A 19,233-nucleotide genomic window follows, 5' to 3' on the forward strand; every position below is an offset into this window, starting at 1 on the left:
GTCAGGGTTTCGGCTTAGTGGTGCCCGTGGTCGAGCCGGCGGCCGGGCTCTCGGTCGAGGCGGGAGTGGAGCTGTCGGCGGCGGAGTTGTCTACGGGAACGTCGTCGCCGTTCTCGTTTTTCATGGTCTTGACTTCGCTGCGGAAGATGCGCATCGACTGGCCGAGGCTGCGAGCGAGACCGGGAAGCTTGGGTGCACCGAACAACAACAGCACGATGGCGAGGATGACCAGCAGGTGGGGCCATCCGAAAGCGTTGCCTAACATGGGTGCTCCTTTGCTGGGGCGGTCAATAGAGCCAGTATAACCGCCAATGCTGAAGGGTTGGCGTGACCCGGAGCGCGTCAGGATCCGGTGCGGCCCGTTCTGGTGCGTCGGCGTCGGCGGGGCGTGGTCAGGGCGGCTGGCCACTCGGTGCCGGCCACGTCGACGCTGCCGATCTCGATGGCCCTGGCCATCCTTCTCTCCCGTTTCGCGTCGTGTCGTGACCGTCTCGAGGCGACGCGCTCGGCCTCCCGCGCCTTGACGTCGCGCACATCGGCGAGCACCGCCAGCATCGGGGAGGTGAGCTCTGGCGAGTGTTCGGCCGCGCTGAGGATGTCGAGTTTGTCGGTCAGGTCTGCGACGTCATCCAGCAGTCCGAGCCCGGCGCGGAACAGGCGCCACGCGAAAAACGCGAGCATCCCGATGAATCCGAGCCCGAGTCCCACCCAGATCAGCAGCCAGCCCCACCAGGCGATCGTGTCAGGCACCATGGTCACGTCGCGTCGGCCGATGCAGGGAGCTGCGGTTCGGGCTCCGCATATCGTGCCGCCGCCACCGCGGCCCATTCGAACACGACGGCGCGTGCCTCGGCGGGTTCGATGACCGTGGCGACTCCCGGCATTCGGGCGATCAGCCGTTTGAGCCCGTGATAGTGGGACACCCGCACTGTGGTTCGCACGAGTCCATCGTGCTCGGAAGTGGCCGAGCCCTCGGGAACGTAGTCGGCGATCAGTGGCAACGCTGCTGCGGCGACGTCGAGGGTGACGATGAGATCATCGGCCGAGCCTTCGAAGAGCACGTCGGGGAGAGGCACGTCCCGCGCGTCGTGGGTGATGGGCTCGGCCGTGACGGCCGGAGTCGACATGCGATCCAGCCGGAATGTTCGCACGGCCTCCCTGCCGTGATCCCAGCCCCTCAGGTACCAGTCGGCGTCGATCGATTCGACCCTCAGCGGATCGACCTCGCGGCGTTCCCGCTGGCCCTGTGAGTTCAGGTAGTCGAACTCCAGCCGCAGGCCTTTTTCGACTGACGACCGGATGAGGGCGAGCGTGCTGTCTGTTTCGCTCGCCTCGACCCCCACCGGGCTGGGCGCCGATGATGCGCCCCTCGAGAGCTTAGAGCTGAGCGTGGCGATGGCTTCGCGGTCGGCGTGTTCGGGGAGCGACGACAGGTACTGCAGTCCCGCGATCAGGGCTGCCGCCTCCCTCGCTGAGAATCGGGGTGACTCGTCGATCGCCACGAGGTTCGTCAGGACGATCTCGTCGGTCTCCTCGAAGGTGTCCCACGCGATGTCGAACAGGTCGCCGTGCTGGTAGGTGGCTGTCTCCCCCGGGATGCCGGACACCCCGATGAGCCTCACGGCTTCCCGGATCTGCTCGGGGGGAACGCCGAAGTGGCTGGCGGCATCCGTCACCCGCACCCTGTCGTGATCCATGAGGTAGGGCACGAGCGAGAGCAGGAAGGCGAGTTTGTCCTGGGCGAGCCGGGGAGGATTCTGCCCTGCGGCGCTGCGTCTAGACATGATCTGCCGCCGTCCGTTCCAGTCGAGACCGCACGGCCTCGCGCAGCTCGGGCGGCGAGACGACGAGCGCCTCGGGGCCGTAGCCGGCGAGTTCGTCGGCGAAGATGTTCAGGTCGGAGTAGTGGAGGCTGAGCGTTCCGGGTTCCGGCGTCGTCGCGCCGCGCCGCTTGCCGAGTCGAGTGGCCGCATCCGTGCCGTTTTCGACCCGCACGATGGCGGAATTCGAGTTCCAGACCGCCTCGAGCTCGGAGAGTGCGAGGTCGGCCTGTCCCGGCGCCGGAGGGTCGAATGTGGTCGCGAGCACGCTTACCTGGGTCACGATGCGACGCAACAGGAAAGTCTTCGTCGTCGACGTCGACTGGTCGATCGCGAACAGGTGCCACCGGCCCTGGTGCTGCACGAGCGCGAGCGGCTCCACAGTTCTCACTCGAGCCTCGCTTTCACCGGGCTTCAGGTAGCCGAAACGAACAACCTGGTGCCGCTCGAGCGCGGCCCCGAGCGGATCGAAGGCGGCCTCGCGCACCCTGACTCTCGGCGCGTATCCCACGACCGGTTCGGTCGTCGTCACACCGAGCGAGCGCAGTTTCAGGATGGCGCGCCGAGATTCCGCGGACAGGGAGCCCTCGCGCCATACCATCGCCGCGAGGTTCAGCAGGGTCGTCTCTTCCGGAGAGAATCGGATATCCGTGGGCAACTCATACGCACCGCGAGGGATGCGGTACCTCAGGTTGTGGTTATCGCCGGCATGCCCGGGGCTGTCGATGGTCTCGAGCGGCACACCCAAATCGCGGATGTCATCCTTGTCCCGCTCGAACTGGCGCTCAAGGTTGGCGTTGTCGCCCGAGCGAGAGAACTTCTGGCGATACCCCTGAACCGTCGAGAGGATGTCGGTCTTCGTCAGTCCGGCATCAGTGGCGAGCAGGGCGAGAACCAGGCTGAAGAGTCTCTCTTCTGCCGGGATCCGGGATGCTCCACCCACGCTGGCCATGTGAACCCGTTATTCGATGCCGAGGATGTCGAACACGAACACCATCGTCGAACCATCGGGCACCGTGGTGGGCGCCTGGCCGGCGGGATAGCCGTCCTTCGGAGGAATCACCGCGATCACCTGCGACCCGACCCGCTGCCCGATCAGGGCCTTGGCGAAGCCGGGGACCAGGCCGCTCGAGCTGTCGTCGAGGCTGGATGCGACGAGCATCGCGGGAGCGTTGCGTTCCCAGGTGGAGTCGAAGACCTCCTGGGTGTCCCAGAGCACGCCCGTGTAGTGCAGCACGACCCTGTCGTCTTTTTCTACCTTCGCACCGCTTCCGGCCTTCAGCGTCTCGATTTTCAGGGCGGTCGGGGGCTTCGGGTCTGCGAAGGTGAATCCCGGGCGCCCATCCGGTGCGAGCACGATGGACGGGAATCCGGCACTGAGCACCTGGTCTGCGCCGTCGGCTTTGCCGAGGTAGACGGACTGGACGTCGACGACGATCGCGACTGTGTCATCCGCCGCGAGAGACAGGCCGTTCTGCTGGATGGCGCCGTCACCGATGAGGTCAGCCGCAGTTCCGACCGCAGCCACTCGCGAACCGACTCGCGCGCACTGGGCGATCGTGCCGAAGGCGGGCGTGGAGTCGATGGCGCTGAAGAGGGCACCCGATTCGTCGTAATTCGTGGCGATGAGGGCATCGCCGGTCTTCCCGTCGTAGATCGTCAGCTGCACGACAGTGGTGGCCCCTGCAGCGACGCGCTTGCCGTTGCCATTGCCGTCGGAGATGACATGGGCTTCACTGGCACCGTTCGCCACGAGCGGCGTGGGGAACGTCGCCTTCGGGTCGTTGCCGAAGGAGCCGTCAGCGGTCACGAGGGCGGCGTTGGATCCCGACGCGATCGACGGCACGCAACCGTCGATACTGGCGGCGCCGGTGGCGCAGGCCGAAAGGGAGACCAGCAGTGCTGAGGCAGCGATGATGGCGGGAAGCTTGCGCACGAGAACTCTCATTTCTTTGCCATGCGATGTCGCCCGGCTACCCGAATACTCTACTGGTCGGCTGGAGTGGTTCCTGTGGCTGCCCGCGCCGCCGCCTGGGCTTCGCGGGCGGTCTTGCGCAGTCGCTTGGCGCTGGAGGTGCGCTCTCCCAGCGCTCCGGGGGTCCAGGCTTCGACATCCTCATCGCTGAAATCAGACTTCGACGCGCGGCGCTTCAGCGCCGGGAGTACAGCGCCGGGGGCCAGGCGACGGGCTGTCATGAGGAATCCCGTGTGTCCGATCATCCTGTGATCCGGACGCACGGCGAGGCCCTCGACGTGCCAGGTGCGCACCATGGTCTCACTCGGCTCGGGGTCGGTGAAGGCGCCGGTCTCCCGGATCGCCTCGGCGACGCGGGAGAGCTGGGTGACGGTGGCGATGTAGCAGATCAGGACACCACCGGGAGTGAGCGCATCCGCGCACTCGTCGAGGCACTCCCACGGGGCGAGCATGTCGAGCACGATCCGATCGACGGTGCCATCGGCCACCGTCGCGGGCATCGCCTCCTGCAGGTCACCGACCGTGACCGACCAGTTGGAGGGCTCGGCGCCGAGAAACGCCGTGACGTTGGCTTTCGCGACATCCGCGAACTCGTCCCGGCGCTCGAAGGAGTGCAGCGTGCCCGTGGAGCCGATCGCGCGCAGCAGCCAGAGCGACAGGGCCCCGGAACCGACTCCGGCCTCGACGACCGTGGCGCCGGGGAAGATGTCGGCCTGGCCCAGGATCTGGGCGGCATCCTTGGGGTAGATGATGGCGGCACCGCGCGGCATCGACATCACGAAGTCGGTCAGGAGCGGCCGCATCGCGAGGTACTCGACACCGTTCGTGGACTCGACCACCGAGGCATCCGGCTGCCCGATGATGGCATCGTGGCTGAGAACTCCGCGGTGACTGTGGAACGTGCCGCCCACCTCGAGGGTGACGGTGTTCAGGTTGCCCTTGGGGCCGGTGAGCTGCACGCGGTCCCCCACGCGGAATGGGCCGCTCTGGCGGCGGAAGCCGTCGGTCATCGCGCTCCTTCGATCACGAATGCTGCAGAAAGGTCGGCAACAGTCCGCCCGTCGAGCGTCGGCCACAGGGTATCCGCCGGCGAATCGTCGAGTTCCACCATGAAGGGGATACCGATGACGACCGCACCGGCCGATGACGCGGAGGCTATACCGGGAGGCGAATCTTCGATCGCGAGGCAACGGGTGATGTCGACACCCAGGAGTTCCGCTCCGCGGAGGTACGACTCAGGATGCGGCTTGCTGTTGGTCACGTCATCACCGGAGACCACGGCGTCGAATCCGACGAATCCGAGCCGGTCGGCGACGTGATGCGCCATCCTGCTCACGGACATCGTCACGAGAGCGGTAGGGATCCGCGCTTCGCGGAGTTCCATGAGCAACTCCCGTGCTCCCGGGCGCCACGGGATACCGAACTCTACCAGTTGTTCGAGCACCCGGTCGGTGAGGTTGTCGATGATCTCGGTCTCGGTGAGATCGACGCCCTTTTTCTGCATGATCTGGGCAGAGTGCCACAGCCCTGAACCCACGAGCTGGAGCGCTTCCTCGTGAGACCAGGATGCGCCGTAGGACTCGATCAGCTCGGTTTCGGCGGCGATCCAGTAGGGCTCGGTATTGACGAGAGTGCCGTCCATGTCCCAGAGAACGGCGGCAGGAGCAGAGTGAGTCACAACGCACCATCGTAGTTCTATCCTTGAAGAACGCCCGGTCACACGATTCGGGCGAGGAGGGAAACCTGTGGCTGACAGCCGGTTCGGTAGCGGTCGACTGCTCGTCGTCGCGTTCGAGGGCTGGAACGATGCGGGTGAGGCCGCGAGCGGTGCCGTCAGGGCGCTCAAGGAACTGCTCGACCTGTATCCCATCGCCGAGGTTGATCCCGAGGACTACTTCGACTACCAGTTCAACCGACCGTCGATCGCCAGCGACGATGACGGCAACCGCTCCCTGGTCTGGCCGGGAGTGACGATCTACGGGCCTACTCGGCCCAACAGCGGGCCCGCCGCGGGAATAGCCGACGATGCCGAGATCTCGGTCAGCGGCGCCAACGGCGCCAATATCTACCTCCTCCTCGGCACCGAGCCGTCGCGCGGATGGAAGACCTTCACGCGCGAGATTCTCGATGTGGTGGAGACGAACGAGATCTCCTCGATCGTCTTCCTCGGCGCGATGCTCGCCGACGTGCCACACTCGCGCCCCATTTCGGTCTTCACCAGCAGTGAGAACCCGGGTGTTCGGTCCCAGCTCTCGATCGAGCGGAGTGCGTACGAGGGGCCGGTCGGCATTCTGTCTGTGCTCGGCAATGCCGCGGAGTCCGTCGGGATCACCACCATGTCGATCTGGGCGTCTGTGCCCCACTACGTCCACAACGCACCATCCCCCAAAGCGACGCTCGCGATCCTCGACAAGCTCGAGGAAATCGTCGACGTCGTCATCCCGCGCGGCGACCTCATCACCGAAGCGCAGGCCTGGGAAACGGGCATCGACGCTCTCGCCGGTGACGACGACGACATGGCGTCCTACATCGAACAGCTCGAGCAGGCCAGGGACACCGTCGACTCGCCCGAGGCCAGCGGTGAGGCGATAGCCCAGGAGTTCGAGCGGTACCTGCGGCGCACGGGTGACAAACCAGGCGAGGGAACCGCGGGCGACGAACCCTGGCGTCCGAAGGAATAGTCGCCGTTATTCGCCCCGGGCGCGCCTGATCCAGTCGGTGCGACCGGCGATGAACGGCTCGACATCCACAACAAGCCCGAGGGCGACGGGCAGGTGCGCCGCCTGCCGCGATTCGATCAGGATGGCGCGATCCCCGATCACGCCGACACCCCACCAGCGGCCATACTCGTCCCACACCTCGAACATGACAGCCGCGCCGGCGACGTCGCCCTCGACGATCCGATCGGGAACGCTCGCCGCGACACCGCGCTGGTGAGGAAGGAACTCGCCACGACTGCGGAAGGCCGCCAGCATCCATCTCGGATCTGAACCTCCGCCGGTTTCGACGACGACGATCGGTTCCCCCTCGGCAACGTCACGGTATTGAAACCCGCGGTTCCCCTCGCCAAAGGCCCACTCCCCGAGCATCGCGTGGCCGGCCCACGAGGCGAGCCCGTAGACCGGTGCGGCGTGGAAGGACGATCTCAGCTGGTCGTCGGTCTCTCGCATGAGCGCCCAGAATTCATCGGGAGCGAGGTAGCCGGTGAAATCCATGGGACAACAATCGCACAGCGCGTCGCTGAGAATGGCCCGCTATCGCAGCTGCACTCCCAGCAGGGCGTGGATCGCGTCGAGGTCGACGGCCGTCGGCGCGATACCGCTGGCAACGCGGGCATCCACGACGGCCAGCGCGGCAGGTGTGTCGAGATCACTGGCGAGGGCATCCCGAAGCTCGAGCAGGATGCCGTCACCGTCGGCGGTCTGTCTCGCCCATGCCTCCCAGGCGCCTAGTCGCGACCGGGCGCCGCTGAGCACGTCGACGGTCCACTCCCAGTCGTCCCGGTAGTGGTTCTGCAGGATGGCCAGGCGGATCGCGCGCGGGTCGACGCCGTCCGCGGTGAGCGCGGAAACGAACACGAGGTTGCCCAGCGATTTGCTCATCTTCTCCCCGCGATAGGCGACGAGCCCGGCGTGGACGTGCGCGTGGGCGTGATCGAAGCCGGTGAGGGCCGCGGTGTGGGCCGCGGTGAACTCGTGGTGCGGGAAGACGAGGTCCCGACCTCCCCCGGCGACGGTCATAGGTACGTCGAGGAACTCCTGCGCGATGACTGAGCACTCGATGTGCCATCCGGGCCTGCCGTCACCCAGTTCGCTCGGCCAGTACGGTTCGCCCGGCCTCGCGCCCATCCAGAGCATCGGGTCGAGGGGGTCGCGCTTTCCCTCGCGTTCCGGGTCTCCCCCGCGCTCCGCGGCGAGTTCGAGCATCGTGTCGCGATCGAGCCGGCTCTCCTGTCCCAGGTGCCAGGGAGAGGATGCCGCGGCCGCCGCACTGTCGAAATACACGTCGCTGCCGAGCCTGTACGCGGTGCCCGTCTCGAGCAGCCGCGCCACCGCGAGAGCCACGGGAGTGACCATCTCGGTCACCGCGATGTAGTGATCCGGCGGGATCACCCCGAGGGCGAGCATGTCGCCCCTGAACAGATCGACCTGCCGCGACGCCAGCTCACGCCAGTCGACACCGGTCGCTGTCGCGCGTTCCAGGAGCGGGTCGTCGACATCCGTCACATTCTGCACATAGGACACATCGAGCCCGGCGTCGAGCCAGAGCCGGATCAGCGTGTCGTAGGCCAGATAGGTGGCGGCGTGGCCGATGTGGGTCGCGTCGTACGGGGTGATTCCACAGACGTAGAGACCGGCGAGCGAGCCAGGGCGCGACTCGACAATCGCAGCGGCAGAGGTGTCGAAGACCCGAGGAAGGGCGCCGTGACCCGGCAGCCGCGGAACCTCGGGACGGCTCCAGGATTTCACCTCTCCAGCCTAGAGCGGCTGGATGACCCCGCTGGCCAACAGCACGAGGAGCGCGGTTCCGAGCAGCACCCGGTAGATCACGAACGGCAGGAACGACCGCTTCTCGATGTACCGCATCAGGAAGGCGATCACCACGAAGCCGACGATGAAGGCGACCAGAGTCGCGACGAGGGTCTCCGCATAGCCGTAGACCCCGGCCGGCTCACCGAAGCTGTGGACCAGCTCATAGAGCCCGCTGCCGAAGACCGCGGGGATGGCGAGCAGGAACCCGAACCTCGCTGCAGCGGGCCTGGTGTATCCGAGCGAGAGCCCCATGGTCATGGTGGCGCCGGAGCGGGACACCCCGGGGATCAGGGCGAGCACCTGGGCGAGCCCGATAGCGATGCCGTGCCCGTAGCTCATCTCCTCGATCGGCCGGATCTTCTTCCCGAAATAGTCGGCGAGCCCGAGGATGATGCCGAACACGATGAGCACGATCGCGATGAGCCACAGGGAACGGAACACCGTGCGGATGGTGTCCTGCGCCAGGAATCCGATGGCCACGATCGGCAGCGTGCCGATGATGATCAGCCATCCGAGGCGCACATCCGGATCATTCTTCGGAATGCCGTTCGAGTGGGCGCCCCCAGCCGAGCCGAAATGCCGGAACCAGCGGCCGATGATCCGCACGATGTCTTTGCGGAAGTAAAGGATCACCGCCAGCTCTGTGCCGATCTGTGTGATGGCCGTGAAGGTCGCGCCGGGATCGTTCGCACCGGGCAGGAATTCACCCACGATGCGCAGGTGGGCGCTCGACGATACGGGCAGGAATTCCGTCAGCCCCTGGACGAGTCCGAGAATGATTGCTTCGATGAAGCCCATCGGGCCCTCCTCGGTGTACGCAGCTCTAGTAGTTCAGGAACAGGTCCCCCAGAACCTGCCTGCCAAAGACTAATGCGTCAAGCGGCACCCGCTCGTCAACGCCGTGGAACATGCTCGGAAAGTCGAGGTCCGTGGGCAGTTGCAGCGGAGCGAATCCGTAGCCCTTGATACCCAGCATCGAGAGCGCCTTGTTGTCGGTGCCTCCGGAAAGCAGGTATGGAAGCACTTGCGCTCCGGGGTCGTGGGCCTTGAGCGTGCCGACCATCGCGTCGACGAGTGGTCCGTCGAAACTGTTCTCGAGCCCGACATCCCGGTGCATGACGACGATCTCGATGTCATCACCGACCAGTTCACGCACCCGGTCGAGCACCTCGTCTTCCTGGCCCGGAAGGGTCCGGATATCGACGAGGGCTTCCGCAAGATCAGGAATCACGTTGTGCTTGTATCCGGCCGTCAGCAGCGTCGGGTTGGTGGTGGTGTGCAGCGTGGCGTGGATGAATCCGGCGGCGGATCCGGTGCTCAGCACCACCTCATCGGGTCCCACAGTGGTGGGGTCAACCTCCATGAGTCTGGCGAGTTCCGCCACGAGCTGCCTCGTGGTCGCCGTCAGCTCGACCGGCCACTCCTGCTGTCCGATGGTCGCCACTGCCCTGGCGAGCTTCGTGACGGCATTGTCGTGGATGATGCGGCTGCCGTGTGCGGCGGTACCGCGCGCGACCAGCTTGATCCACACCAGTGCTTTCTCACCGGTCTGCAACAGGTATGCGCGCTGGCCGTTGACGTGCACCGAGTAGCCGCCCACTTCGCTGATCGCCTCCGTGGCACCCGCGAACAGCTCGGGACGGGAGTCGACGATGTGATGAGAGCCGAAGACTCCGCCGTTCTCCTCGTCGGAGAAGAATGCGACGATGAGGTCGCGTGCTGGCTGCTGGCCCGAGCCGAGGACATCCTGGAGCGCGGTGATGATCATCGCGTCCATGTCTTTCATGTCGACCGCCCCGCGGCCCCAGAGGAGCCCGTCACGGATCTCGCCGGCGAAGGGGTCGACACTCCAGTTCGCCGGATCCGCCGGCACGACATCCGTGTGGCCGTGGACGACGAGGGCTGGCTTGTCACCGTTGGCGCCGGGCACTCTCGCGATGACGCTGGTACGGCCGGGAGCGGCATCCACATAGTCGGTGGCCAGGCCCATGTCTTCGAGCAGGGCGCCCAGATACTCGGCGGCCTCGGTCTCGCCGTTCGATTTTCCCTCGCCATAGTTCGACGTATCGAACCTGATCAGATCGCGGGCGATACGGGCTGTCGATTCGAGCTCGGTGTTCTCGGCCATGCCTCCACCTTAGGTGTGTGCATCCGGGGTCGCAGAAGGGTGCTATTCTCGTACCTCGGTGGTCCTGCGAAGGATTCACCACTGCGCGCGGATGGCGGAAATGGCAGACGCGCTAGCTTGAGGTGCTAGTGCCCGTATAGGGCGTGGGGGTTCAAGTCCCCCTTCGCGCACGTTGTTGAGACAGCGAACAGAAAGACCCCGTAGACAGTGTCTGCGGGGTCTTTTCTGTCTCACTGGCCGTGCCAGTCTCGCGAACTGCGGAATATCGCGCGCCGCACGGCGGCGACCGCACATGTGGCGCAGTTCGCGAACGGCAGATACCCACTGTGGACTTCGTCGACATTCCGAGAGGGGTGGCGCGGACATAAGAGATCTCTCATGCGCCGGAGATGGCTGCGGGAGCGCTGGCAGTCGATAATCAAAGGATGCCCGCCGCGCCTGCCTTGCTCACGCGGCGCTTCAGGGCCCTGCGGTCGGTGCGCGCGCGCATCCTGCTCTCGATGCTGGTGGTTGCCGCCGTGGGGATGATCGTGGCTGGGGGCACCGCGTATGTCATCCAGCGCGAGCGGATCCTGTCACAGATCGACGACAGGCTCGTGTCGGCCGTCGACGAGTCGTCGTTCATCGCCGGGGATGCCCAGCCGGCGACCCTCGACGACGCCCTGTACGCGATCGTGCAGAGGCTCAGGCCGGGAACGGATGAGGCGACATTCGCGATCATCGGGGACCGCACCGCCATCGTTCCCGGGGGCACTGGCGAGTTTCACCTGGAAGAGGACGCGGGGTTCGTGGCGCGAGTGCTGGCAGAGACGGCGGGCGGCGACGTCATCAGGGGCACTGCCGCTGCCGGGGGAACCAGCGTTCGCTACGTGGCCATTCCCGTCACGGTCGAGGGCGACGCCACCGGGGTCTTCGTGGTGGTCGTCGACCTCAACGCGCGGCTGCTGCCCGTGGATGAAGCGTTCCGCACGTTCGCGATCGTCGCCGCTGTCGCTCTCGCCGCCCTGGGCCTCGTCGGCTGGTCCGTGGCAGGTCGGCTGCTGTCCCCCATCCGGAATCTCCGGGAGACGGCTGCGAGGATCACGGCGACCGATGTGAGCGAACGGATCGATGTCGTCGGGTCGGACGATGTCTCAGAGCTGACGGTCACCGTGAACGGGATGCTGGACAGGCTCGACAGCGCTCTCACCGGCCAACGGCAGCTGTTGGATGACGTCGGCCACGAACTGAAGACGCCGATCACGATCGTGCGCGGTCACCTCGAACTCATGCAGGCCAGCGACGAGGCGGATGTCTCGGCCACGAGGGCACTGGCCCTGGACGAACTGGACAGGATGGGCGGCCTCGTCAGGGACATCTCGGATCTCGCCACGGTGCTGAGGCCGCTGCGGATGACGCCGGTGCCCACGGACATCGGCGCCCTGACCGAGAACGTGCGAGCCAAAGCGAGTGCGCTCTCGTCAGCCCACCACTGGACCAGCCCGGAAGTCGCGCACGTGACGGCGTCGATCGACCCTGAGCGACTGACCCAGGCTCTCCTGCAGCTCGCCGCGAACGCGGTGGTGCACGGCACATCGACCGGGACGATCGGGATCAGCAGTGAGGTCCACGCCGGACGGCTGCTCTTCACGGTGAGCGACGATGGGCCGGGGGTCGATCCGTCGGTAGCGGACACGATCTTCGAGCGGTTCCACCGTGGTTCGGGTTCCGGTGGCTCTCCCGGTCGTGGAGCCTCTGGCTCCGGGCTCGGCCTCGCGATCGTGCTGGCCATTGCGCAGGCCCACGGCGGTACGGCATCGCTACAGTCGGCCAGGGATTCCGGCGCGACCTTCGTGATCGATATCCCCATGACATCACCGCTAATGCAGGGAGACAGGGTATGAGTCGCATTCTGCTTGCGGAGGACGAGGTCAGGATCTCGTCATTCGTGGAGAAGGGCCTTCGCGCCGCGGGGTTCACGACGGTCGTTGCCGCCACCGGTCCCGACGCGCTCGAGCATGCGCTGACCGGCGGGTTCGACCTGCTCGTGCTCGACATCGGCCTGCCCGGTTTCGATGGCTTCGAGGTGCTGCGCCGACTGCGGGCCGCGCGGGTTGAGTTGCCGGTTATCGTTCTGACCGCTCGTACCTCCGCCGACGACACCCTTGCGAGTCTCGAGGGCGGCGCCAACGACTACATGCCCAAGCCGTTCAGGTTCGATGAACTCCTGGCCAGAATCAGGCTCAGGATGGCGGATGCCACGCGCGGCGTCGAGGCGATTCTCGTCGTCGACGGACTGCAGCTCGACCTGCACAGCCGCCGTGCGATCGTGCGTGGGCGGGAGGTGGAGCTCTCGGCGAGGGAATTCGCGCTGGCCGAGGAGTTTCTTCGAAATCCCGACCGGGTTCTCAGTCGGGAACAGCTGTTGAGCAGGGTCTGGGGCTATGACTTCGACCCCGGTTCGAACATCGTCGACGTGTACGTCGGCTACCTCAGGTCAAAGCTGGGAAGCGAACACATCGAGACGGTACGAGGAATGGGCTACCGGCTGCGCGAGGTCAGCTGGTAGCCCATCCCTGGGCGCAGTATCAGTGTCAGGCGCAGTATCAGTGTCAGTCGTGGTCGCTGCCGTGGCCCGAGTCGTCGGAGCTGCCGTCGTCTGAGCCGCTGTCGTCTGAGCCGCTGTCGTCGTTGTCGGAGTCGTCGTCTGAGCCGTGGTGGCTGCTGTCGTCGCTGCTGTCGTCGCTTCCACCGCGACCGCTGTTGTCGTCGGAGCTGTCGTCATCGTCGCTGTTGTCGTCGGAGCTGTTGTCATCGACTGAATCGTCGTCAGTCGAATCGTCGGCGCGGTCTCCACCGTTGTCGTCGTTCACGTCGTGCGTGCCTCGCGCGTGAACGCCGTGGTCGTCGTTCAGGTCGTGTGTAGCCGGGTCGTCGGAGTTGCTGGGTCGCGGCGTCGGGACTGCGACGTCCCCGGGCACTGCAGTCGACGTCGAGGACGGCGTCGAGGTGGGAGCGTTCGACACGATCGAACTCGACGGAAGGGTCGCCGCGACAGCGACGGAGCCTGCGCACAGCACCCCCACGACCGCGACTGCCGAGGCGATGAGAACTGGACGTGAGGTGAAGAGTGACATGGTCTGCCTTTCGACGTGCCGGATGTCCGGCGCTGGTGCGGCTGGATGCCGTACCTACAGGCTGGCCGTCGAATCTAAGGCGAGCACGAGGAGATCTTGAGATGACTCTTAGAAAGGAGCGGCATCTCGAACGTCAGTCGTTCGAATTGCCGCGACCGCTGTTGCTGCTGTCACCGCTGCTGTCGTCAGAAGAACCGTCGTCCCTCAGCCCGCCGTGATCGTCCAGTTCGACCGTCACGGGGGGTGGGCCCGTCACGACCTCGGGACTGTCGTCATCCGGTGTCGGTGAGGGGCTCGGTGTCGCCGTCGGGCTCGGCTCTGGGCTCGGTTCGGTGCTGGGGGCGGCGCTCGGGGTGATGGACACGGCCGGAACGTCGAGGGGCTGGCCAGCGGCATCCGCGAATCCGAGACCGCTTGTGATGACGATTCCGAGGGCGATAGCGGTGGCCGCGACGGCCGCCAGGATGGCAACAGTGATCGCGGTACGAGCGGGTCGACCCTGTGAAGTCATGGTCATAGTCTGCCCGTGTTGCCGTGAGGGCGGGGTGAGACTGTTCTTAGAAACACCCGGTCCGGCAAAGCTCAGGCCGCCGTGACCTCCCTGGCCACGGCACCGTACGACGCGGTCACGAGGATCGGGATGTGGTCGGACGAGCCGCGGGGCATCGTCTGCACGTCGTCGATCGTGAAGCCCTGAGAGGTGACGAAGTCGAAGTGTCCCCGGAAGAACTTGTAGGCCGTGTAGGTCTGGCGGTCGCTCAGCGTCAGGTCATAGCCGGATTTCGCGACCCTGTTCGACAGGTCGTCTTTGAAGAGTGGGTAGTTGTAGTCACCGACCATGATGATGGGCGCGCCTGAACCGAGATCCTGCAGCAATTCGTGCGCGGCCTTGATCTGTTTGCGGCGGAGCGAGTTCAGGGCCGTCAGCGGTGCAGCATGGAAGGAGGCGAGAACGAGCTCGTGTCCGGATGCGCGGTCGATGAGCTTGGTACCGACGAGCCGCTCCGGAGTCGGAGTGAAAATGAGGTCGTGCAGTGACTTTTTGAGCTCGAACGATTTGCTGGCCAGCTGCTCGTACCGGTCTTTGCGGTAGTAGACGGCAAGACCGAGCCGGTTGCGCTTGGTGGAGTCGGCGAGGTGCAGGTTGCCGATCTCGGCGGGCAGTTCGGACGCAATGCACTCCTGGAGGCACATCGCATCCAGGTCGGGTGTCTTGGCAAGTTCGGCGAGCTCTATGCTCGCCCGGTTTTTTCGGAGGTTGTAACTGATGACGCGAATCACGGTCCTGAATCCCTCTTTCCACACACGAAAACACAAGCCTATGGTCTCGGGGGTATTCGAAGTCACGCCCTAGAGCGACGGGTCTGTGTCCAGGGTGTGCATCACTTTGCCCATGACGTGGTCGAGTGCCGCGACATCCTGGGCATCGAGCGAGGCGAAAACGACCGCAAGGACGGTAGCGACATGGCCCGGCGCCGTCGCCTGGACTTTCTCCCACCCGGCTTCGGTGAGCTGGGCGTTGATGGCCCGGCGATCCTCCGGACAGGGTGACCGCCGCAGATAGCCGCGCTCTTCCAGCCTGGATGCCACGTGCGAGAGCCGCGGAAGCGTCGAACTCGTGCGCTCGGCGAGCTGCGTCATACGCAGCACGTGTTCGGGAGCCTCGGAGAGCATCGCGAGAGTCAGGTAGTCGAAGTGGCTGAGGTCTGAGTCGCGCCTGAGCTGGGTGTCGAGCACCCCGGGAAGCCGCTCGACCACGGTGGCGAGTTTGCGCCAGGCATCCTGCTGGGCGTCATCGAGCCACGTGGTCACACGAACCGCACTCCATCGCCGACGCGCGTGCGCACATCGAACAACTCGTTGCCGCCGATGGGCGCCGACCCCGTGACTCCCTGGCGCAGCAGCATCGCGAGGTACGACTGGGTCACCGCGAGCGTCGCGGCCCCCCGGACGCTACCCAGCTGGATCACGGGCTCGTCGAGTGCGTCATCCGGAAGCACGACCACGAGCCCGGTGAACGTGACGCGCAGCTGTCTGGACAGTACTTTCGCTCGGCTCGCGAGTTCGTGAAACGGCCGCTCCCCCGCCAGGGCATCGCCGATGAGCTCCCCCTTACGCACCCGGACCGGGCCGCCGAAGTCTTCAGACAGCAGGGCGAACAGGCCACTGGGGCCGAGTACCACGTGGTCGATCTTGGACTCAGGATCACCCGTGGAGACGTCGTGCCACACGGTGAAGCCGATGCCGAGCGTGCTCAGGGTGCGGGCCGTGGATTCCTCCGCCAGGGCGTCGGCCAGGGTGCGCCTGATCTCCCTGGGCGCGCTGCGGACGAAAGCTGGATCGTACGGGTCGGCGATCTCGACTCCCCTGCCTGCCCATTCCCGCAACTGGCTGAGGAATCGCTCGCGCCGCCAGCCCCCGGGGTGACCGTGGGATCGCGCCTTGGGCCTGGTGTCCTGGCGCGGACGGGCAGCCTGGCCCGTGAACGTTTCGTGCCGGTCAGAGTGGATGCCACGGCCGGCGTCGTACGCGGCTCGCCTCTCTGTGGTGCTCACGCGGTCCCAGGCCTGCTGCACAGCGTTGAACCGACCGGGATCGCCGCCCGTGTCGGGGTGGGTTTCCCGCAGGGCCTTGCGGAACGCACGGCGGAGCTCGTCTTCTGTCGCGGATGCCGCGACGCCGAGCACCTCGTACGGGCTCGCCGACATGGGACTCTCAGGCATTCTTTCGCTTTCGACGTGAGGCAAGGGCCTGCCCACCATACCCAGCCAGCTTGCGCAATTGCTGGCACGCGCTGCCGATGTCGCGGGTGGCGCTATTGCCCGCGCAGGTCCTTGCGCAGGATTTTGCCTGAACTCGACTTCGGGACCGTCTCGATAAAGGCCACCTGGCGCACCTTCTTGTGCGGTGCCACGTGTTCGGCCACGAAAGCCATGACGGCAACCCCGTCCAGCTCGGCGCCGGCGACCGTGACGACGAAAGCCTTCGGAACTTCCTGGCCGTCGTCGTCGGGCGCTCCGACCACGGCGGCGTCGGCGATCAGGGGATGCGTCAGCAGCAGTGCCTCGAGTTCGGCCGGGGCCACCTGGTAGCCCTTGTACTTGATCAGCTCCTTGAGCCTGTCGACGATGAAGAACGAACCGTCGGCGTCGACCGTGGCGATGTCTCCCGTGCGCAGGAATCCGTCGGCTTCGAGGGTCTCGCGGGTCGCGTCATCCCGGCCGAGGTAGCCGAGCATGATGTTCGGCCCCTTCACCCACAACTCGCCGGGTTCGCTCATCCCGCCGTTGGCGTGGATCTCGTCGCCGGATTCGACGTCGATGAGCTTGCACTCGACGTTGGCCACCGGCACACCGATCGATCCGCGAGCGATATCCATGCGATCCGGCGGGATGACGTGGGAGACAGGGCTCATCTCGGTCATGCCGTAGCCCTGCGCGACCCTGGTGTCGAGTCGTCGGGCCACGGTCTCGGCCAGCGCTGTGTCGAGAGGCGCCGCGCCCGAGAAGACCACTCGCACCTTCGACAGGTCGTACTGCTCGATGATGGGATGCTTCGCCAGCGCGACCGCGATGGGCGGGGCGATGAACAGGTACGTGCAGCCGTGATCCTGGGTGATGCGCAGGAACTCGACGAGATCGAACTTCGGCATGGTCACGAGCCGCGCCCGCTTCTTCAGCGCGATATTCAACAGCACGGTCATCCCGTAGATGTGAAAGAACGGCAGCAGGGCGAGAACCCGGTCATCCTGTTCCACATCGAGCACGGGACGGCACTGCTGCACATTGGCGACGAGGTTCGTGTGGCTGAGCATGACGCCCTTGGCTTTACCCGTCGTGCCTGACGAGTACGGCAGCACGGCGATGTGGCTCGCGGGGTCGAATCTCACCTCGGGTGGCGTCTCCTGCTGGGCGAGGAGGTCGCGCAGCGACGGATGCCCATCGGCGCCGTCGATGACGATGAGGTGCTCGGCATCGATGCCGACCTCTTTCGCCGCGATCTCGGCCTGCGGCAGCATCGGGGAGATGGTGAACAGGAAGCTCGCCTTGGAGTCCGACAGCTGGCTGGCGATCTCCTCGGGGGTATAAAGGGCGTTGATCGTCGTGGCGGTGGCGCCAGCGCGCAGGATGCCGTGGAACACGCTCGCGAAGACGGGGATGTTGGGGCACAGCATGCCCACGACGTCACCGACCTTCACTCCGCGAGCGGCAAGGGCGCCGGCGACGGCGTCGATCTGGCCGACGAGCTGGGCATAGGTGGTCTCGGCTCCCGATGGCCCATCGACGAGGGCGACTCGCTCGAGGTCGGCGGCGGTGAGATCCGAGAAGAGGAAGTCGTAGACGCTGAGCGCCGGGATTATCTCGTCGGGAAACGGGCTTGTGAACATGAGATCTCCTTTGATCAGTCCTGTGGTCCGATCCTGACCGGCCCACCCCAGCGAGGCAAGCATGTACCGCCAACCCACAGGTCTTTCAGCGTATCTTGTTGTCGTGACCACAATCAGCGACATCCCCCTCACCACCATCGACGGCGCTACGACCTCGCTCTCCGACTATGCAGACAAGGTCGTGCTCATCGTCAATGTCGCATCGCGCTGCGGCCTCGCGCCCCAGTACGAGAAGCTCGAAGCCCTCCAGAAGACCTACGGTGAGCGCGGGTTCACCGTGCTCGGTTTTCCCAGCAACCAGTTCCTGCAGGAGCTGAGCACCGAAGACAAGATCAAGGAATACTGCTCCATGACCTGGGGCGTGACCTTCCCGATGTTCGAGAAGGTCAAGCTCAACGGCAAGAGCGCGCACCCGCTCTACCAGGAGCTGACCAAGACGCCGGATGCCGCGGGCAAGGCTGGCAAGGTCAAGTGGAACTTCGAGAAGTTCGTGATCACGCCCGGCGGCGACATCCACAGGTTCCGACCGACGGTCGAGCCGGACGCTCCCGAGATCGTCTCGCTGATCGAAGGTTCGCTGCCCGCGTCAGCCTAGGCTCGAATCGTGCGACTTCTCCTGATCAGGCACGGCCAGACGCCAGCGAACGTCGACGGCAGGCTCAACACCGCGGCCCCTGGCCCCGGCCTGACCGAGCTCGGAGAGCGACAGGCCGCCGGGATTCCCGTTGCGCTGCAGGGCGACGTGATCGACGGCATCTTCGTCAGCACGCTTCTGCGCACCCACGTGACCGCGGCACCGTTGGCGGCAGATCGGCGCATCGACGCTGTCGAGTTGCCGGGCATCCACGAGATCGGTGCGGGGAGCCTCGAAGACAGGAGCGATCGCGAATCCGTGCACCGGTATCACCGCACAGCCTTCGCCTGGGGGCTCGGAGACCTCGACGTCGTGATGCCCGGCGGCGTGGACGGTCACGAGTTCTTCGAGCGGTTCGACGCGAGCATCGCGACCGTGAGCGCTCTCCACGAATCCGGAACGGCCGTCGTCGTCAGCCATGGTGCTGCCATCAGGGTGTGGATCGCCGGTCGGGTGACGAATGTGCCCCCCAGTTTCTCGGGCGACCGTGAGATCGACAACACCGGCGTGATCGAACTCGACGGCAATCCCGATGACGGATGGGTGCTGTTGTCGTGGCAGGGAAGCCCGGTGGGCGGCTCCGATCTCGCGGACGAGGCAGCACTCGACCCGACCGGCGAATCGCTGCGAGACTAGCCGAA

22 protein-coding genes and 1 tRNA gene are annotated in these 19,233 nt (G+C 65.8%); 6 read left to right on the plus strand and 17 right to left on the minus strand.

All coding sequences use genetic code 11. The annotated features are described in order from the left end of the window. Position 1 precedes the first annotated feature (1 nt). From tatA to IWX81_RS02490, 7 genes are all read right to left on the minus strand, one after another. Positions 2-265 (minus strand): Sec-independent protein translocase subunit TatA, encoded by a 264-nt coding sequence (gene tatA / locus IWX81_RS02460; protein ID WP_199279678.1) that lies wholly within the window; start codon positions 263-265, stop codon positions 2-4. A 77-nt stretch (positions 266-342) separates the two neighbouring features. After that, positions 343-759 (minus strand): hypothetical protein, encoded by a 417-nt coding sequence (locus IWX81_RS02465; RefSeq protein ID WP_199279679.1) that lies wholly within the window; start codon positions 757-759, stop codon positions 343-345. After that, positions 756-1,784: a helix-turn-helix transcriptional regulator gene (locus tag IWX81_RS02470; protein ID WP_199279680.1), complete on the minus strand. Its 1,029-nt coding sequence runs from the start codon at positions 1,782-1,784 to the stop codon at positions 756-758. The genes IWX81_RS02465 and IWX81_RS02470 overlap by 4 nt, the downstream gene beginning before the upstream one ends. Continuing rightward, a complete protein-coding gene (locus tag IWX81_RS02475) occupies positions 1,777-2,772 on the minus strand; it encodes a helix-turn-helix transcriptional regulator (RefSeq protein ID WP_199279681.1) in 996 nt (331 codons plus the stop codon). Before IWX81_RS02475 ends, IWX81_RS02470 begins: the two co-directional genes overlap by 8 nt. Before the next feature lie 9 nt (positions 2,773-2,781). Beyond that, on the minus strand, positions 2,782-3,768 hold the full coding sequence (locus IWX81_RS02480; RefSeq protein WP_199279682.1) for an FKBP-type peptidyl-prolyl cis-trans isomerase: 987 nt from the start codon (positions 3,766-3,768) through the stop codon (positions 2,782-2,784). A 38-nt stretch (positions 3,769-3,806) separates the two neighbouring features. Then, on the minus strand, positions 3,807-4,805 hold the full coding sequence (locus IWX81_RS02485) for a tRNA (adenine-N1)-methyltransferase (protein WP_199279683.1): 999 nt from the start codon (positions 4,803-4,805) through the stop codon (positions 3,807-3,809). Continuing rightward, positions 4,802-5,473, minus strand: a complete 672-nt coding sequence (locus IWX81_RS02490) for an HAD family hydrolase (protein ID WP_334592790.1) — start codon at positions 5,471-5,473, stop codon at positions 4,802-4,804. Before IWX81_RS02490 ends, IWX81_RS02485 begins: the two co-directional genes overlap by 4 nt. A gap of 67 nt (positions 5,474-5,540) precedes the next feature. Here IWX81_RS02490 and IWX81_RS02495 point away from each other — a divergent pair, with 67 nt between their 5' ends. Next, positions 5,541-6,476 (plus strand): proteasome assembly chaperone family protein, encoded by a 936-nt coding sequence (locus tag IWX81_RS02495; protein ID WP_199279684.1) that lies wholly within the window; start codon positions 5,541-5,543, stop codon positions 6,474-6,476. Positions 6,477-6,482: 6 nt separating this feature from the next. Here the strand turns inward: IWX81_RS02495 and IWX81_RS02500 are convergent, their stop codons facing one another. From IWX81_RS02500 to IWX81_RS02515, 4 genes are read right to left on the minus strand one after another with little or no spacing between them, the layout of a single operon-like run. After that, positions 6,483-7,010 (minus strand): hypothetical protein, encoded by a 528-nt coding sequence (locus IWX81_RS02500; RefSeq protein WP_199279685.1) that lies wholly within the window; start codon positions 7,008-7,010, stop codon positions 6,483-6,485. A gap of 39 nt (positions 7,011-7,049) precedes the next feature. Continuing rightward, positions 7,050-8,264 (minus strand): cysteine--1-D-myo-inosityl 2-amino-2-deoxy-alpha-D-glucopyranoside ligase, encoded by a 1,215-nt coding sequence (gene mshC, locus IWX81_RS02505; RefSeq protein WP_199279686.1) that lies wholly within the window; start codon positions 8,262-8,264, stop codon positions 7,050-7,052. A gap of 9 nt (positions 8,265-8,273) precedes the next feature. Further along, complete coding sequence (locus tag IWX81_RS02510) at positions 8,274-9,125, minus strand: undecaprenyl-diphosphate phosphatase (protein WP_199279687.1); 852 nt, start codon at positions 9,123-9,125, stop codon at positions 8,274-8,276. A gap of 25 nt (positions 9,126-9,150) precedes the next feature. Then, complete coding sequence (locus tag IWX81_RS02515; RefSeq protein ID WP_199279688.1) at positions 9,151-10,455, minus strand: M20/M25/M40 family metallo-hydrolase; 1,305 nt, start codon at positions 10,453-10,455, stop codon at positions 9,151-9,153. Between the two features lie 85 nt (positions 10,456-10,540). On the opposite strand from IWX81_RS02515, the gene IWX81_RS02520 reads away from it, so the two are divergent. The 3 genes from IWX81_RS02520 to IWX81_RS02530 all read left to right on the plus strand — a co-directional run bounded on the left by IWX81_RS02520 (position 10,541) and on the right by IWX81_RS02530 (position 13,003). Beyond that, positions 10,541-10,625, plus strand: a tRNA-Leu gene (locus tag IWX81_RS02520). Between the two features lie 255 nt (positions 10,626-10,880). Continuing rightward, a complete protein-coding gene (locus tag IWX81_RS02525; protein WP_199279689.1) occupies positions 10,881-12,338 on the plus strand; it encodes a sensor histidine kinase in 1,458 nt (485 codons plus the stop codon). After that, entirely contained in the window at positions 12,335-13,003 is a 669-nt protein-coding gene (locus IWX81_RS02530; protein WP_199279690.1) for a response regulator transcription factor, read from the plus strand. The genes IWX81_RS02525 and IWX81_RS02530 overlap by 4 nt, the downstream gene beginning before the upstream one ends. 43 nt (positions 13,004-13,046) lie before the next feature. Here the strand turns inward: IWX81_RS02530 and IWX81_RS02535 are convergent, their stop codons facing one another. The 6 genes from IWX81_RS02535 to IWX81_RS02560 all read right to left on the minus strand — a co-directional run bounded on the left by IWX81_RS02535 (position 13,047) and on the right by IWX81_RS02560 (position 17,958). Beyond that, positions 13,047-13,571, minus strand: coding sequence for a hypothetical protein (locus IWX81_RS02535; RefSeq protein ID WP_199279691.1), 525 nt, complete (start codon positions 13,569-13,571; stop codon positions 13,047-13,049). Between the two features lie 133 nt (positions 13,572-13,704). Continuing rightward, complete coding sequence (locus IWX81_RS02540) at positions 13,705-14,082, minus strand: hypothetical protein (RefSeq protein WP_199279692.1); 378 nt, start codon at positions 14,080-14,082, stop codon at positions 13,705-13,707. Positions 14,083-14,153: 71 nt separating this feature from the next. After that, entirely contained in the window at positions 14,154-14,849 is a 696-nt protein-coding gene (locus IWX81_RS02545; protein WP_097062000.1) for an endonuclease/exonuclease/phosphatase family protein, read from the minus strand. Between the two features lie 72 nt (positions 14,850-14,921). After that, positions 14,922-15,383 (minus strand): MarR family winged helix-turn-helix transcriptional regulator, encoded by a 462-nt coding sequence (locus tag IWX81_RS02550; protein WP_199279693.1) that lies wholly within the window; start codon positions 15,381-15,383, stop codon positions 14,922-14,924. After that, the gene (locus IWX81_RS02555) at positions 15,380-16,294 is read right to left on the minus strand and encodes a J domain-containing protein (RefSeq protein ID WP_199279694.1); all 915 of its coding nucleotides are present in this window, start codon (positions 16,292-16,294) and stop codon (positions 15,380-15,382) included. Before IWX81_RS02555 ends, IWX81_RS02550 begins: the two co-directional genes overlap by 4 nt. 92 nt (positions 16,295-16,386) lie before the next feature. Next, on the minus strand, positions 16,387-17,958 hold the full coding sequence (locus IWX81_RS02560) for an AMP-binding protein (RefSeq protein ID WP_199279695.1): 1,572 nt from the start codon (positions 17,956-17,958) through the stop codon (positions 16,387-16,389). 103 nt (positions 17,959-18,061) lie between these two features. Between IWX81_RS02560 and IWX81_RS02565 the strand changes: the two genes are divergently transcribed. After that, a complete protein-coding gene (locus IWX81_RS02565) occupies positions 18,062-18,553 on the plus strand; it encodes a glutathione peroxidase (RefSeq protein WP_334592796.1) in 492 nt (163 codons plus the stop codon). A 9-nt stretch (positions 18,554-18,562) separates the two neighbouring features. Continuing rightward, positions 18,563-19,228: a histidine phosphatase family protein gene (locus IWX81_RS02570; protein ID WP_199279697.1), complete on the plus strand. Its 666-nt coding sequence runs from the start codon at positions 18,563-18,565 to the stop codon at positions 19,226-19,228. Positions 19,229-19,233 lie beyond the last annotated feature (5 nt).

This window comes from Salinibacterium sp. CAN_S4, assembly GCF_015752305.1.
Lineage (GTDB): Bacteria > Actinomycetota > Actinomycetes > Actinomycetales > Microbacteriaceae > Rhodoglobus.

Coding starts and splice junctions, on each gene's coding strand:
- tatA (WP_199279678.1), bottom strand. CDS start 265: ATGTTAGGCAACGCTTTCGGATGGCCCCACCTGCTGGTCATCCTCGCC.
- IWX81_RS02470 (WP_199279680.1), bottom strand. CDS start 1,784: ATGTCTAGACGCAGCGCCGCAGGGCAGAATCCTCCCCGGCTCGCCCAG.
- IWX81_RS02475 (WP_199279681.1), bottom strand. CDS start 2,772: ATGGCCAGCGTGGGTGGAGCATCCCGGATCCCGGCAGAAGAGAGACTC.
- IWX81_RS02480 (WP_199279682.1), bottom strand. CDS start 3,768: ATGAGAGTTCTCGTGCGCAAGCTTCCCGCCATCATCGCTGCCTCAGCA.
- IWX81_RS02485 (WP_199279683.1), bottom strand. CDS start 4,805: ATGACCGACGGCTTCCGCCGCCAGAGCGGCCCATTCCGCGTGGGGGAC.
- IWX81_RS02500 (WP_199279685.1), bottom strand. CDS start 7,010: ATGGATTTCACCGGCTACCTCGCTCCCGATGAATTCTGGGCGCTCATG.
- IWX81_RS02510 (WP_199279687.1), bottom strand. CDS start 9,125: ATGGGCTTCATCGAAGCAATCATTCTCGGACTCGTCCAGGGGCTGACG.
- IWX81_RS02515 (WP_199279688.1), bottom strand. CDS start 10,455: ATGGCCGAGAACACCGAGCTCGAATCGACAGCCCGTATCGCCCGCGAT.
- IWX81_RS02525 (WP_199279689.1), top strand. CDS start 10,881: ATGCCCGCCGCGCCTGCCTTGCTCACGCGGCGCTTCAGGGCCCTGCGG.
- IWX81_RS02530 (WP_199279690.1), top strand. CDS start 12,335: ATGAGTCGCATTCTGCTTGCGGAGGACGAGGTCAGGATCTCGTCATTC.
- IWX81_RS02535 (WP_199279691.1), bottom strand. CDS start 13,571: ATGTCACTCTTCACCTCACGTCCAGTTCTCATCGCCTCGGCAGTCGCG.
- IWX81_RS02540 (WP_199279692.1), bottom strand. CDS start 14,082: ATGACTTCACAGGGTCGACCCGCTCGTACCGCGATCACTGTTGCCATC.
- IWX81_RS02555 (WP_199279694.1), bottom strand. CDS start 16,294: ATGCCTGAGAGTCCCATGTCGGCGAGCCCGTACGAGGTGCTCGGCGTC.
- IWX81_RS02560 (WP_199279695.1), bottom strand. CDS start 17,958: ATGTTCACAAGCCCGTTTCCCGACGAGATAATCCCGGCGCTCAGCGTC.